Source organism: Labrys methylaminiphilus subsp. lupini (genome assembly GCF_051161885.1).
Lineage (GTDB): Bacteria > Pseudomonadota > Alphaproteobacteria > Rhizobiales > Labraceae > Labrys.
In genome coordinates this window covers 1,307,418-1,323,340 of sequence record NZ_JBMDIH010000001.1, presented here as the reverse complement: position 1 = coordinate 1,323,340, position 15,923 = coordinate 1,307,418, and the positions used below count along the sequence as shown (strand labels likewise).

The following is a 15,923-nucleotide window of genomic DNA, read 5'->3' as shown; positions in this document are numbered from 1 at the left end:
GGCCGCCGCCCGGTCATGTGCAACTTCCGCCCCCAATCATCGCGAGAGCGTTTTGCGATTTGACGGAGTCACTTAGAATCGCAAAGACGCGTCGAAACAAGGACTTAGAGCAAACAAGCGTTCAGTCATGAAAGCGTTTTGCTCCAGAGCACCGGACCTGATGTTGGAATTGGGCTTGGCGCCGTAGGGCCCCGTGCTCATAGTTCCATTACAACCGGCAACCTGCCCGCTAAAACAAAACCGCCCCAATACCAGGTGGTATCGGGGCGGTGGATCGGCGCCGACGGCTAGGTGTAGCGTCTCAGAACAGCTCATTGGTCAGGAAAGCGATCTCGGTGCGGTTCCGCGCCTTGATCTTGCGCATAATGTTACGGACATGCACCTTGACGGTGCATTCGCCCATATTGAGCTTGTAGGCGATGAGCTTGTTCGACTCGCCCTGCCGCAAGCGGTCGATCACCTCGAGCTGCCTCTGCGTAAAGACGGTCTGCCGGGACCTGCCGTTGGTTTCACCTTCCTCGATCGCCTGGGCGCCTTGAGAACGCGACGAAAGCAGGCCACTGGCTGGCACAAAAGTGCCGCCGGCACGCACTAGGCGAATAGCGGCAATCGCGACGTCGAGATTGGAGCTCATGGCGATGTAGCCTCTTGCCCCCCGTTCCAAAGCTGCAACGATCTCCGCCGGCTCCTCATTATCGGAGACGAGGATAACCCTCGCGTCCGGCGCCGCCTGGATAACAAGATCCAAATCGCGTCGTATCGCGGTTTCCGTCGCCTTCCGCCCTGTCGCACACAAAAGCACGATAGGCATCGTCGTAGTCGGCCCAGCGGCCTCCCAATCGGCGATACGCGAATAGCCCTCCGCAACGAAATTTCCTTCACTCGCAGCAAGACAACGCATCAGGCAGCTACGCGAAAGAGCATTCTCATCGACGATGACGATCCGTGTCTGCAAATCCTGGTCGAGCTTGCCAGAAGTGGGGTCATCTTGAGGACTGTCATCCATACGGCGCTCCCGCTTAAGCTCAACGACAGAGGAAGATGACTTCAGCGGCAGCACTGAACCTACCGCAAATGGCATCAAAGCTTGGCTACTCGCGGAATAATCAGTCACAGTCTCAATCTCCAAACAAGTCGTCCGACAAATACCACACGCGTGCTTGGGACAGCAGCTCCGTGGCAGTCAAAATTCTGGCAACCAACATGCTCAATTCCGAGCATTTTTATTCTATGCTTGGGTTATAATAACCATATACCGCATCTCAATGCAGCAACAGCCAAGCATAATTTATCAAGCTACTTTACTACTACGTATCAGCCTCTTTGTAAACTCCATAAGAATATGAAGTAGCACATGGAGTTTTGTATGATGCGTTACGTTAGACCCCAGCCCCCGTGACACCGACGTGATACTTTTAGGCGGTCAATCGGTCCAAAGTACGGCGCCGACGTATTAGCTCGCTTTATGCCGTTGGGGAAGCACTGTGTTACCTATCGAACGGATGAAGCTGCACGCATCGGTCACAAAAGATTCTTACTTATCCGAGGCATATGAACTCCTACCGGAACAACCTGAAGTTACAGGCCGGCCTCACCAATTCTCGAGAAACACCCTTTCATTTCAACAGTTTAGAAAGAACATCGCGTGAAAGCGCTGCGACAGCTTCCCTTCTTTGCTCGTTTAATTGCACACATTGGCCGGAGATCTTTGGAAGAAGCTTGCCCTCCATCCCAGCCGTCGGCGAGCTTGACATCGACAAAGAAGATGCTCTCGAATTGGAACATGTCGCTTCGTGGCGATTTCGTGACTTCCGAACACTGATGGCGAATCACGTTCGCGCGTCGATCGTGAACCCTGCAACCCGCGGTGAAGCTCTCTCTCATTGAGTCGCCTCCATCGAAGGCGACTTGGCGAATACCACCCTGACGCCATCATCGGGCGAAGCGATGAGCTTACTGAGATCGGAACTTCCGCCAGCAACATATCGGTCGAGAAAAGCGCCGGCATAGATGTTCACCGCCTCGATCGTGCGTCTGCTGCTTGGCAACAGGGAGGCCATCCGCGCCAGGAGCGATCGTTGGGAGACATCAACGAAGCTCTGATGCCGGCTCCCGACCATGACTAGGAAATATCCGCCATATCGGTCCATATTGACCAGAACCTGCTTGTAATCTCCGTCCGTCAATCTGGACGTCAGGCGATGTACTGTGTCGTTCGAATTGAGGTCGGCCGTCGTCGGCAGCTCGCTATCGTCGCTGATCTCAAGAAATGGGCGTTTCAAGCCAAGCCTGCCGACGTCTCCGAACAACCAGCCATCGAGGTTGACGGCGGCCTTGAAACGTGGGTCCTGCCTACTGGTTTCGGCGGCGACCGCACCACCAAATGAATAACCCACGATTCCGACCCGCTCGAAATCGAGCCTTTTCAGCACTGAGGCAACATCGCGATCGTCAGCGCAGGGAACGGCTGCCCGTAGGAGATCGAAGACAGCGATATTGTCCTTGGCAAACTCGCCTGCCTTGAGGTCGACGGCCGCCCGGGTACGCGCGAACGCCGCCTCGCCCGAGAAATCGACGAACTCCCTGTAGGCATCGGGACCTTTCTGATCGATTCCGATCACCACATAGCCGCGCTGAACCAGGGCATCGATCTGGTTCATATGGCCTTCGACGCTGCCGCCCCAGCCGGCATTGAAGAATATGACGGGCGACCGAGCCAAGGCGCCGACGCCATCCGCCTGCTTGGTATACCAGGCCTTGACCGCAAGGCGCCCAGCGACATCGCGCGGCAGCGTGGCGGAATTGTCGCCACACAGCCCTGATAGCGGCACAGCCGTAACTGCAACCTCGGGATCTCCAGCCCGCGCCAGGCCGGCGACACCGAGACCCGCCCCCAGCAATGCGGCTCCCAGGCAAAGCACCCCCATGAGCCCCTTTTTTTTGCTCGACCACATCGGCGATCGGATCTGAGAGGCTGACATGAAGATCCTCAATGGCCGGATTGCTGTTTAAGTGTTGCCCTGATGACGTCACCGATCATCCTGGAGGCATTACGGCGGATGAGTTCCTCATGGGTCGCGGCCACTGAAACCATAGTGACGCCCTTCGAGGTAAGGGCGCTCCAGCCCATGGTTCTGTCGAGGAAGTAGCCGAGCGGCATGTTCTCGTTGTGGAAGGTGAGGATTGGCATGGGCAAGGGCCTGCCGTCTTCATTCCGACCAGCTTCGGACACCCAATGACCTATCCGCGCATCCTCGTCCGGTCCCCCTCCGAACGACGTGCGGCCGAATACGGCCTGCAGGAAGAGACGGATGCGCCTGAGGGCATGTCGGCGCTGTTCCGCGCCGCCGAGAAGACAGCGGGCATAATAGAGCCCCGATTGAATTTGATAGGAGAATCGTCCCAGCCTCCCCTTCAGCCGTGACTGACGCTTCGAGTAACCGGGAGCCCAGGCATCGAGCGTCACGAACAGCTCGATTGCGCGTCCCCTCTCGATAAGACGGCGTGCGATCGCGACATTGAGCCGGGCCGCAGCACAAAAGCCGAGCAGGATGTAGGGCCCGTTCGGGCGCTCTTCCTCGATGATGCGCACGCAGTGCTCCACCATCTCCGCCTGGCTGATTTCCGCCTCTCCCTCGACGAAGGTCGGCAACGGGACCGAAATGAAGGGCTGTTCCTGCCCTAAATGATTGACCAACTCCTGAAAGATGAAGGTGTCGTGCAAGGCGAAGATGGGTGTGCTCGCGCCGTGCGGCTGCATGACCACCGCGGCCTTCGCCTCGGGGGCCACCGGTCCGCCCAGGAGTTTTGCCAACTCGCCGATAGTAGGATGGCTCTGCAGATCGTCAAAGGAAATGCGCTTGCCGAAGACTTTCTCAAGGCGTGAGAGCATCCGGAACGCCGAGAGAGAATGCCCACCGAGCGCGAAGAAATTGTCCTTCACGCTCAGGATCGGCACCTTGAGGATATTGACCCAGATCTCCGCAAGCTCGGCCTCCACCCGAACACGACTGTCGAGGGCTTCGGATGCACGCACGGATGGGGACTGCTGCGCAGGTGCGGGAAGCGGTGCGTGGCTGCCGACCTCACCGACCGGTCGATCCAGATCGGCAACGAAGCCGCCAAGCAAGTCCTGCAGCTGCGCCAGATATCCTTCCACCGTCGCCTTGTTGTAGAGCGAGGTGTCGTATTCGCAGGATATGCGCCAGCCGTCGGGACGCTCGACGAAGAAAAAGTTCAGGTCGTAGAGCGCCCCCGGCGAGACGGACGGCATGTCGATCAGGCTGAGCTCCGGGCGTTCATCGGTGGAGATGAACGAGCGCTGGCAGATCAGATTGACGGAGAACAGCGGATTGCGGCCGGGCTCGCGCACAGGCTTGGCGATAGCGATGATGTCCTCGATCGGCATACGCTGATTGAGCAACGCCCCCTCGATGACGTCATGCATCTGGGCTAGCAATTGCCGGAAGCTCGGATTGCCTGTGATCCTGGCGCGCAACGGCACGGTATTGATGAAGGGACCGACGATGTCGTTGAGTTCGACGCGATCCCGCCCGGCGATCTGCGTACCGACCGTAATATCCTCACATCCGCTGCGGCGATGCAGGAGACACATCAGCGCCGCGGCTCCGACCATGAAGAAGGTGCAGCCTTCCGCCGTGGCCAGCGCCGACACAGCATCAGTCAAGGTACGGGGCAACTGACGCCCCAGGATGAAGGCCGGCGCGGTGCCAGTCCCCTCAAGCACCTTGTCTGCAGGAAGATCGAAGCGCTTGAACCCGGCCAATTGCGAAGTCCAGTAAACCCGTTCGTTCTTCAGCGCGTCCGCCTTCATCCATTCGCTCTGCCACACCGCAAAGTCGGCATATTGCAAAGGAAGGTCGGCCAGTTTCGGCGTCCGGGCGCGCAGCCGGGCCTGGTAGAATTCCATCATGTCACGCGCGATGATCCCCATCGACCAACCGTCGCTGGCGATGTGGTGAACAGTGACCAGGACGATGTGCTCTTCGGCCTCGACTTTGAGCAGGGTCGCGCGGAGATTGGGCACCTGCGTCAGGTCGAAAGGCTTGCGAGCCTCGATCTGGCTGATGCGGTCCCTTTCCTCATGGCGCCCCGCTTCCGGCAGCAATGTCAGGTCGATGACCGGGAGCTGGATCGGCGCCGCGGGATGAACGAGTTGCTCGGGCTCGCCATCGACGTCGCGATAGCTGGTGCGCAGGATCTCGTGACGGTCGATCACCGCGTTCAGCGCTTGCTGGAGCACACCGGCATCGAGCCGACCGCGCAGGCGCCACCGCACCGCAACGTTCAGCGCGGGGTCTTCCGGCGTGATCTGGTCCAGGATCCAGAAGCGGGCCTGGGCCAATGAACAGGGAAAGGCATAAAGGTCCGTATCGGCTTCTTGCGAGCCGATGCCGACATCGTTGTCTGTTTCAGAGCCAGCCATCGACTTCACCGTTCCGGAGATTGCAGGGCGCTGGCGGCGACTCGACGGCTGCTCCTGGCAACGCGAACGAGTTGCGGGAGCTCGGAAGGTTCCGTGACGGGTGCCACCCCAGCAAGCGTGGCCGCCGCCTTGGTGATGCTGCGTTGCTGCAGCAGGGTTTTGGCCGACAGGCTCAGCCCCGCCTGGTTTGCCCGTGCCACGATCTGGAAGATATGGATCGAGTCCGCACCGAGCGTGAGCAGGTCGTCCGCCACGCTGATCCTCGGCTGGCCGAGAACCTCGGCGCAGATTTCAGCCAGGACCGTCTCGGCCTGGTTTCCCGGCGCGACATAGGTGGCCGACAGCTCGTTGGCGGCCGACTCGCTCGGCTTGGGCAGGGAGCGGCGGTCGAGCTTGCCGCTCGAACCGCGCGGCATGGCGTCCAAGCGGACCCACTGGCCGGGTATCATATAGTCGGGCAGGTCCCGGCCGAGGGCATTGCGAAGAGCCTCTATGCTCGGCGCGGTGGAAGCGGGAGCTTCGTAATAGGCCACGAGCCTGGGATCACCCGGAATGTCCTCGCGCAGGATCACTGCATTGACGTCGAGGCCCGCCTTGGCGATCGCGGCCTCGATCTCGCCGAGCTCGATGCGGAAGCCACGCAGCTTCACCTGGTGATCATTGCGCCCAAGGAGCTGGAGACGGCCACCCGGCATGAGGCGGGCAAGATCACCCGTACGATAGAGCCGCGCACCGGGCGTGCCGGAAACACTGTCCGCAATGAACTTCTCGGCCGTCAGATCCGGGCGGCGGAAATAACCGCGGGCGACGCCATCGCCACCGATATGGAGCTCGCCCACCACGCCGAGCGGCTGCACGCGATCGAACTTGTCGAGCACGTGGAACTGGGTATTGGCGATGGGGTGGCCGACCGTGATCGGCTCCGGCCCTGGACGGATATGGGCGACCGACGACCAGATCGTGGTCTCGGTCGGGCCATACATGTTCCAAAGCTGCCCGCCATTCTGGACCAATTGATCCGCAAGGCTGCGCGGCAGTGCTTCCCCGCCGCAGAGCATCTTCAGCTTCGGCGATGGCTTGAAACCGGATTCGAGCAGGATCACCCAGGTGATCGGGGTCGCCTGCATGACGGTGGCACCGCAGTTCTCCAGACGCTTGAGCAAGGCATGGCCATCCGCCGTCTCGCTTTGGGGCGCGATGACCACGCTGCCCCCACAAGCCAGCGGCAGATAGAGTTCGAGCGCCGCAATGTCGAAGGAGATCGTGGTGACAGCCAGCAGCCGGTCCTCGGCGGTGAAGCCCGGTACCTGACGCATCGATGCGAGGAAATTGGCGACGCAGCCATGGGTCACTTCGACCCCTTTGGGCTTGCCCGTCGAGCCAGAGGTGAAGATGACATAAGCAAGATCCTCGCTGCTCGCCTTGATGCCCGGCGTCGGCAAGGGCTGACATGCGGCGATCGCGTCGCGGTCGCGATCGACCAGGATCGTCACGGCGGCAGCCGAAGCAATGTCGTCATAGGCCGCCTGGCTCAACACGGCCGCGACCTCGGCCTCCGCCAGAATGCCATTGAGCCGGGATGCCGGGTGATTGGTGGCAAGAGGAACATAGGCACAGCCCGCCTTCAGCACGGCCAGCAGGGAAACGAGCATGTCGAGCGAACGATCGACCAGCACGGCAACACGCGCGCCCTTGCCGAGGCCCCGATCGCGCAAATGCGCTGCAAGCTGGCCAGCTCGACGGTCGAGCTCGCCGTAGGTGAGCTGTTGATCCTCGAAGAGTGCAGCCACGGCCTGCGGATTGGCAGAGGCCTGGGCCTCGATCAGTCCGTGAATGGTGAGCAGGCTCGGGTCGGAAGGCGCGGGCATGGACGGTCCGGCCAGAGTGGCAGTCAAATCACCGGCAGCCAGTAACGGCAAACGCTCGATCGGCGTCGTGATGTCGTCGGCGATCGCCTGCAGCAAGGTGCGGTAATGCCCCAGCCAACGGCGGATCGTCTCCTCGTCGAAGAGATCGGCATTATAGTCGCAATCGATGCGCAAGCCGTTGGCGGATTCCGTCACATTCGCAAAGAGATCGAAGGTCGAGAAGCTCTTCGGGTTGGGGACGACTTCGGTCGTCAGCCCGGGAAAGGCCAGATCCCCACCCAGGCGCTCCAGATTGAACTGGACTTCGGCAAGCGGCAGCCGGCTGGCATCGCGCGGGAGAGTCAGCTTGCGCAGGATGGTGCCGAGCGTGCAGCTGCGATGGTCATAGGCCTCCAGCACGCTCTGCTTGGTGGCGGCCAGAAAATCAGCAAAGCTCATGCCGTCCTGCCAGGACGCATGCAGCGGCAGCAGGTTGACGCAATGGCCGACCAGAGCCCTGTCGTCCTCGACCAGGGATTGACCGGCGGCTGGAATACCGACCACCACTTCGTTCTGGCCAGCAAGGCGGCCCATCAGGATCTCGAAGGCAGCGAGCAGCGTGGCGAACAAGGTGCTGCCGCGTTTGGCCCCGGCCTTGCGGACCGCTTCATAGAGCGGCCTTTCGATGGCAAACTGGGTCGAACCGCCGTTGAAAGTCTTGATCGGCGGCCGCGCGCGGTCGCAGGGCAGCTCGAGAGGCGGTGGCGCTGTACGGAACTGGCCGACCCAATAGGTTTCGTCATCAGCCACTTCCCGCAAGGTCTGCGCATAGCGGCTGAAGGGGAGCGGATCGGCCAGCACGGGCTTGCTGTTCTCAACCCTGGCCCGATAGAACTCCGAGAGTTCGCCAATCAGCACATTGACCGACCAGCCGTCGCAGACGATGTGATGAGCGGTAAAGACGAGGACGTGCCGATCCGGCGCCAGCCGGACTAGTTCGCCGCGCACCAACGGGCCACCCACGAGATCGAAGGCAGTCCTGGCATCCAGCTCGATCCGCGCCTTCAGAGCCCGTTGCGGCGAGGCTTCTCCTGAAACATCCACGAGTGGCAGGTCCAGGCGGAGCTCGGGTGCGAAGCTCATGCGGGTCCCGGTCGTGTCGAAGTGGATGCGCAGCGCATCGTGACGCGCGATCACGTCGTTGAGGGAATCGCGCAGGGCCGCCGCATTGAGAGCGCCATCAAAACTCAGGCTGATGGACTCGTTGAAGGCACAGGAAGCCTCGTCGCCAAGCTGCGCGGAAAGCCAAACTTCGGTCTGGGAGGCAGTCGGCGCAATCGGCCCCGTCGGAGTGGCCGCTTTCGGCGCCGCCCCGGTCTTGCTGTCACCGCCCGCAACCGGAGGACCACCGGGCAGCATGCCGTCGGCCTGCATCGCCTCGATGCTGTCGCGGAAAGCCTGAACGATGCGGGTGACGTCCTCGTCCGTATGCTCCGTGGTCAGGAAGCAGGGGAAGCCCTCATGCACATAGATGCCGCGGGCACGCAGATGATAGTAAAGCAGGCTGCCAAAGCGGTAGTCGTGGCTCGGATTGATATAGAACAGGCTGCCATAGGTCGGGACCGGCAGTGACAAGCCACATTCGGCGAAACAGGCCGACAACTGCTCGACCAGGCGCGCCATGCGGGCCGAGACCTCCTCCTGCAAGGCCGGCCCCCTGGATTTCAGATGCTCGAGCACGGCCTCGAGCGCGGCCAGGACCAGCGGATGGCGAACGAAGGTGCCGGCAAAAAAGGTAACACCGACCTCCGGGTAGGAATCGTCGCCATAACGCCAGTCGCCGCCGTCAAGTGCATCCATGAAGCTGGCCTTGCCGGCAAGAACTCCCACCGGCAGCCCACCGCCAACCACCTTGCCGTAGCAGGCCAGATCCGCCTTGATGTCGAACAGATGCTGCATGCCCCCGGGATGCATGCGGAAGCCGGTCACCACTTCGTCGAACACCAGCGCGGTGCCGGAGGTTTCGGTAACAGCGCGAACCTGCTTGAGAAACTCGACGGGACGCAGGTCCGGGCGCCGGCTCTGTACAGGCTCGACCACGACGGCGGCAAGCTCACCGGCATGCTCGCGAATCCAAGCGAGCGCGTCGTCCGAGCCATACTCAAGCACGGTGACGTTCTCAACCGACTGCGGCGGAATTCCCGGCGCCACCGGCAGTGTGCGATGCTCACCCTGCCGGACCTGCCCCTTGACCAACACCTCGTCGAACTGGCCGTGATAGTCGCCGGCGAAGGTGACGACGCGCTTGCGCCCGGTGACCGTACGCGCCACTCGCATGGCCGCCATCACGGCTTCCGAGCCGGTGTTGCAGAAGGTGGCGCGCTCATTACCGGTCATCTCGCAGAAGAGAGCCGCAACCTTGCCCGCCCTGGCAGATTGCGGGCCGATGGCGAAACCTTCGTGCAACTGCCTGTCGACCGCCTCGACCACGAAATCAGGCGCATGGCCGAACATGGTCTGACCGTAGCCGTTGACTAGGTCGATATATTCATTGCCGTCGACGTCCCAAATGCGCGAGCCCTTCGAGCGGGCCGCGATCACGGGATAGACCATCTCCTTCCAATCGGGATTGAAGCCCGAGGCAGCGCGCGGATCGGCCAGGACGTTGCGATAATCCTGCGTCAACTGCTTGGAGCCGGGGCTATGGGCATTCCAACGCGCCACGAGCGCTTCGATATGACCACGCTGGCGGGCATCGAGCCCCTGATCCTGCGACTTCTGGGTGTTCTTGGAGACGGCGAAGCGCGACGGCAATTCCCTCACCGGCGCGCCATCGGCCGGGGCAGCCGCGGCAGGCTGTGAGGCGACGGGAGCCTGGCCCTGCGATGTAGCCGGCACGGCGGGAGGGGCAGCCATCACGGCCTGGACGGCAGGAGCCTGCAATACCGCCCCGCCGCGCAGCACCTCGAGCTGCTGCTGCATCAACTGGCCCATGACCTGCAACTGGTCACGCATCAAGCCCTCGACGCCGGCCCTTGTGCCGGCAAGCGGCAACACCGCCGAAAGAAGCGGCGCGGGCTGGCTGATCGTCGAAACGCCCCCCGGAGCCGTCGCGACGGCAGATACCGCGGCCATCGGGACCGGCGTTGGTTCGGCTGGAGCAGGTGCGAATTTTTCGGGCGGCAACGCCGCTGCGACATGCTCCGTCAGGGCCTCGATGCTGCCGAGATCTCCCAGGAGCGCACGGAAGGTGATCTTGAGGCCGAACTTGTTCAGGAGCTCCTGAGCAGCCTGGGTCAGGAACAGGGAGTCGAAGCCCATCTCCAGGAAGGTCGTGCCGGGTTCGGCGGAAGCCACGTCCTCGCCGGAAAGGTCGGCGAAGATCGAGATGATGGCGGCCTTGATGGTATCTGTGCGGGCGGTCATGTCGGACATCACGGTTTGCTCGAGGAGCGGCATTGCGAGGATTTCGGCAGGCGGTGCAATTTCCGCAGATGCCGGTTCGGATCGTGGGGCGGCGTGCGGGTTGGCCGCAGCCACGGGAGTGCTCTGCCGCATGGGTGACTCGACCCAGTGGCGCGTGCGTTCGAAAGGATAGGTCGGCAAAGGCACCCTGCGACGCGTCGCCTCGGTCGGCTGCAACGCCCAGTCGACGGCCACGCCGGCAGTCCACAAGCGACCCATGGCCTCGGCCATGGTGTCCTGGTCGGGCCGCTCGCGCGCGGCGTCGGGCAGGCAGGAAACCACGGCCCTGCCCCTCGCTGCGCCTTGCAGTGACAGCGTGGTCAGTGTGTTGCCGGCGCCGACTTCGAGCAGGACCGTCGCCGCATCGCCGAGCAGGAGGCCCAAGCCGTCGGCAAAGCGAACCGGCTCACGGAAATGGCGGGCCCAGTAGTCGGGCGATGTCGCAGCTTCACCCGTGATCCATTGACCCGTGACGCCGGAGACGTAGGGAATGGTCGGCGGCTTCAGGCCGATCCTACGCACTTCCTCGGTAAAGGGCGCGATGATTGGATCCATCATGGGGGAGTGGAAGGCGTGCGAGGTGTGAAGCCGGCGGCTGACGACGCCACGCGCCTTCAACTGCGCTTCCAGCGCATCGATGGCGGCGTCCGGCCCGGACGCGACACACAGTGCAGGACCATTGATCGCTGCGATGGCAAGATTAGCGCCGAGCAAAGGCGCAAGCTCCGCCTCGGGAAGCCTTACCGCCAGCATGCCCCCCGACGGAAGGTTCTGCATCAGGCGGCCGCGGGCGGCTACGAGCGGCAACACCTCTTCGAGCGTAAAGACCCCGGCAAGGCAGGCTGCGACGAATTCGCCAACGCTATGCCCGATCATCGCGCGTGGCACGATTCCCCGGCTGATCCACAATCGGGCCAATGCATATTCGACCGCAAAGATCGCGGGCTGGGCATAGCAGGTGGCGGCCAAGCGCTTGTGATCATCGGCCTCGCGCTTGGCCGGATAAAGCAGTTCCTTGAGATCGCGCTCCAGATGAGGGCGCAGGATCGCCGCGCAACGGTCGATGTCGGCCCGGAAACCTGCCTCGGCTTCATAGAGGCCGCGCCCCATGTCGGGATATTGCGACCCCTGCCCCGGGAACATGAACACGACGCCCGGATCACCGGCGGCCTTGAAGGCGCGTGCCGCCGGATCGTTCAGGGCTGCGACAGCGGCCGGGATATCATTGCAGGCCGCCGACCAGCGATGGTCGAATGCCTTGCGCCCCACCTGCAGCGTATGGGCGACATCCGCAAGCTCCAGCGTCGGATTGGCACTCAACCGGCCGGCCAGGGCGGCACGAGCCTTGGCCAGAGCTGTCTCGCTCCGCGCCGACAGCGTGAGGATTTCGACAGTCCTGCCGGCCGCGCGCGGCTCCAGCGAGGGGGCCTCTTCGAGCACGACATGCACGTTGGTGCCACCGACGCCGAAGGCGCTGACGCCCGCACGGCGCGGCTCAGGCCCCTCCTGCCATTCCGTCAGCGCCGCATTGACGAAGAACGGGCTGTTCTCGATGTCGAGACGCGGATTGGGTTTCTTGAAGTGCAGCGTCGCCGGCAGTTGGCGGTTCTCGAGGCTGAGCGCCGTCTTGATGAAGCCGACCACGCCGGCCGCCGCATCGAGATGGCCGACATTGCTCTTTACCGAGCCGATGGCGCAATATTGGCGGCCCTCATCTCCGGTCGCCCGGAATGCCTTGGTCAGGCCCGCGAGCTCGATCGGGTCGCCGAGCGGCGTCGCGGTGCCGTGGCATTCGACATAGCTGATCGACGTAGGATCGATGCCGGCATTGGCATGCGCCATCATGATGGCGGCCGCCTGGCCATCGGAGCTCGGCGCGGTATAGCCGACCTTGGCCGCACCGTCATTGTTGACGCCGCTACCCCGAACCACGGCATAGATATGATCGCCGTCGGCGAGCGCGTCTTCCAGTCGCTTCAGCAGCACGGCACCAGCGCCGCTACCGAACACGGTGCCCTTGGCATCGGCGTCGAAGCTGCGGCAGTGCCCATCCTCCGATACCATGCCGCCTTCCTGGGTCAGATAGCCTCGCTTCTGCGGGAAAGTGATGGAAACGCCGCCAGCAACGACCATGTCGCATTGGAACAGCAGCAATTGCTGGCAGGCCTGCGCGATCGCCATCAACGAGGTCGAGCAGGCCGTGTTCACGCTGAAGCTCGGCCCGGTCAGGTTGAACTTGTAGGACACCCGCGTCGCCAGGAATTCGCGGCTGGCGCCGAGCAGCATCGGGTATTGTGCGACCTGGAAGGCATTGGTGAAATCCTCCGACACGTTACGATTGCCGACGACGTGGTGGAGGAAATAGGTGTTCATGCTACAGCCGGCGATGACGCCGATGCTGCCTGGGAACGTGGCCGGATCATAGCCACCGTCTTCCAGGGCTTCCCAGGCACATTCGAGAAAGATGCGATGCTGCGGGTCGGTCAGTTCCGCCTCGCGCGGATACATGCCGAAGAACTCAGCATCGAAAAACTCGACATCGGGCAGAATCGGCCGGGCCCGTACGAAATTGGGCGCGCGCCGGACTTCGGGGCCAAACGTATCTTCGAGCTCGCTGTCCTCGAAACGCGTGATCGATTCAACGCCATTGCGCAGGTTCTGCCAGAACTCGCCGACAGAGCGGGCGCCGGGAAAGCGGCCCGCCATGCCGATCACCGCGATGGCGTTGAGCGGAAGGTCGGAGATGGAGCTCACCTGCCCGCTCCCATCTGGCGCTGACGCAGGCGCTGGAGCGCCTCGGCCTGCTGGCGGGCCCGGAGATTCTCGGGCCGAGCGGCGGGCGCCGTAACAGGTGCGGCGCTCGAACGGATGAAATTGGCCAGCGCCGTGATGGTGGGGCGCTCGAACACGTCGCTCAGGCGAAGCTGAGGATGGATGCTTTCCTGGATTTCACCGAGAACGGTGAGAATCTGCAGCGAACTCCCGCCCTGATCGAAGAAATTGATCTTGGTACTGACGTCGGGCACGGACAGAACACGCGCCCAGATGGCCGCGATCTTCTGTTCGAGCTCATCGCGCGCCTCCGGCACGATCGGGCTGGCGGTGAAAGTCGGGATCGGCAGCGCCTTGCGGTCGAGCTTGCCGTTCTCCGTCATCGGCAATTCGCTCAGATCGACGAAGGCGAAGGGAAGCATGTAGTCCGGCAGGGTCTGCGACAGATGCGTCTTCAGGTTGGCGGCATCGGCCGGAGTTGCCGAAGGCACGATGTAGGCGACCAGCTTCGCTTCACCGGGCCCGTCCGTGCGAGCAATCACGGCGCAAGCCGTGACGGCCGGATGGCGCATAAGCTGGTTTTCGATTTCTCCCGTCTCGATGCGGAAGCCGCGGATCTTCACCTGGTGATCGCTGCGCCCAAGATATTCGAGATCGCCATCCGCCGTACGCCGGACGAGGTCGCCGGTCTTGTACAGCTTCTCGGCAACCTGATCTTCCGAGGGCTGCCAGTCGATGAAACGCTCCGCCGTCAGCTCGGGACGGTTCAGATAGCCGAGGCAGACCCCCTCCCCGCCGACATAGATTTCACCTTCCTCGCCCACCGGGACAGGCTTGCGGTTCTCGTCGAGCACATGGATGGTCAGATCGGGGATGGGCACGCCGATCAGGCTTGCCCGGTTGCCGTCGAGTTCGGCCGCAGACACGGGGCGATAGGTCACGAAGACGGTGGTTTCGGTGATGCCGTACATATTGATGATGCGTGGCTTGGCATCGCCATAACGATTGAACCAGGGCCGCAGCATCTGGAACTCGAGGGCTTCGCCACCTAGGATCACGTAGCGCAGGGCCAGGGCAGAAGCCTCCGCACGGCGCCTGTCGACCTCGATCAAGGTGCGGAAAGCGGACGGTGTCTGGTTGAGCACGGTCACTTTTTCATGGACGAGCAGGTCCAGGAAATCCTCGGGCGAACGGCTGATGCGATGAGGCACCACCACCACGCGGCCCCCATAGACCAGTGCTCCCCAGATCTCCCACACGGAGAAGTCGAAGGCGTGCGAATGGAAGAAGGTCCAAACATCCTCAGGCCCGAAACCGAACCAGTGATCGGTTGCGTGGAACAGCCGCACGACATTGTGGTGCGACAGCTTGCATCCCTTCGGCCGGCCAGTGGAACCAGAGGTATAGATGACATAAATGAGCGACTGCGGATCGATGGCAATATCCGGATTCGTGACCGGTTCGGCGCTAAGGCTATTGGCGTCCTGATCCAGCAAAATCATCGGCAGATCGCTCGGCGGCAGCGTCGGGCGGCCACTGGTCGTGGTCACGAATGCCAGAGGCCGGGCATCCTCCAGTGTGAAGGTCAGTCGCTCGCGCGGATAGCTCGGATCGAGCGGCAGATAGGCGGCGCCCGATTTCATGATGCCCAGCATGCCCACGACCATATCGATCGATCGCTCCAGGCCGATGGCGACCAATGTATTGGGCTTCACGCCCATCTTGAGCAGGCGATGGGCGAGCTGGTTGGCGCGGGCGTTCAATTCGCCGAAGGTGATCGAAACGCCGTCGCAGGTTACGGCAAGGCTGTCGGGGCGAAGCGCGGCCTGCTCGCTGATCAGTTGATGGACAGACAAGTTGGTTTGAAACGTGCTCACGCAGCCCCCATGCAAAATCGTGTGATAGTCGCCCCGGAAGATCGTTCTGCCGCAGGCCGTGCCGCCGAGCCGCCGTTGCCGACGCCCTCCAGCACCGATGTAATACCCATTGCTTTCCTTCGACCCATCGGGGCGGCGAGAGGTGCTGAACTCACGGCTGACCGCAAGCCGGAGTACCCCGGCTCTCGGATGCCTCGTGTGCGCTTTCACACACTCCCGGCAAACAAACCCCACAATCGTGTCGAACATTCCCAGACTAGCTTTTGCCTTCCTCACTCCAGATATGCGTGAGCAATACTTTAATATCGACGCGATCTTATGTTTCGAAACCATGCGTGAATTTACCGTGAAATGGCAAAATCTTCGCAAGAAAACCTAAAAACTTACGAGGTACATTACATTCGACGAAGGAATTATTAGAGTGGTAGGCTTCTTTCGCTTTCATGGCTCCAGCAAAACAAAATGACCTTTGCGGCAATCAAGAAAACCGGCGAAGCTCGATGCAGACTCAAAGAA

Annotated in this window: 5 protein-coding genes; all 5 read right to left on the bottom strand. The window is 62.1% G+C overall.

Annotation, left to right across the window (positions count from 1 at the left end):
• Nucleotides 1–301 precede the first annotated feature (301 nt).
• The 5 genes from ACN6KF_RS06115 to ACN6KF_RS06095 all read right to left on the bottom strand — a co-directional run bounded on the left by ACN6KF_RS06115 (nucleotide 302) and on the right by ACN6KF_RS06095 (nucleotide 15,407).
• Nucleotides 302–1,006, bottom strand: a complete 705-nt coding sequence (locus ACN6KF_RS06115) for a LuxR C-terminal-related transcriptional regulator (RefSeq protein WP_434955983.1) — start codon at nucleotides 1,004–1,006, stop codon at nucleotides 302–304.
• A gap of 874 nt (nucleotides 1,007–1,880) precedes the next feature.
• On the bottom strand, nucleotides 1,881–2,927 hold the full coding sequence (locus ACN6KF_RS06110; protein ID WP_434955982.1) for an alpha/beta hydrolase: 1,047 nt from the start codon (nucleotides 2,925–2,927) through the stop codon (nucleotides 1,881–1,883).
• A 62-nt stretch (nucleotides 2,928–2,989) separates the two neighbouring features.
• Nucleotides 2,990–5,446, bottom strand: a complete 2,457-nt coding sequence (locus ACN6KF_RS06105; protein ID WP_434955981.1) for a condensation domain-containing protein — start codon at nucleotides 5,444–5,446, stop codon at nucleotides 2,990–2,992.
• Nucleotides 5,447–5,451: 5 nt separating this feature from the next.
• The gene (locus tag ACN6KF_RS06100; RefSeq protein WP_434955980.1) at nucleotides 5,452–13,512 is read right to left on the bottom strand and encodes an amino acid adenylation domain-containing protein; all 8,061 of its coding nucleotides are present in this window, start codon (nucleotides 13,510–13,512) and stop codon (nucleotides 5,452–5,454) included.
• On the bottom strand, nucleotides 13,509–15,407 hold the full coding sequence (locus ACN6KF_RS06095; protein ID WP_434955979.1) for an amino acid adenylation domain-containing protein: 1,899 nt from the start codon (nucleotides 15,405–15,407) through the stop codon (nucleotides 13,509–13,511). The genes ACN6KF_RS06100 and ACN6KF_RS06095 overlap by 4 nt, the downstream gene beginning before the upstream one ends.
• Nucleotides 15,408–15,923 lie beyond the last annotated feature (516 nt).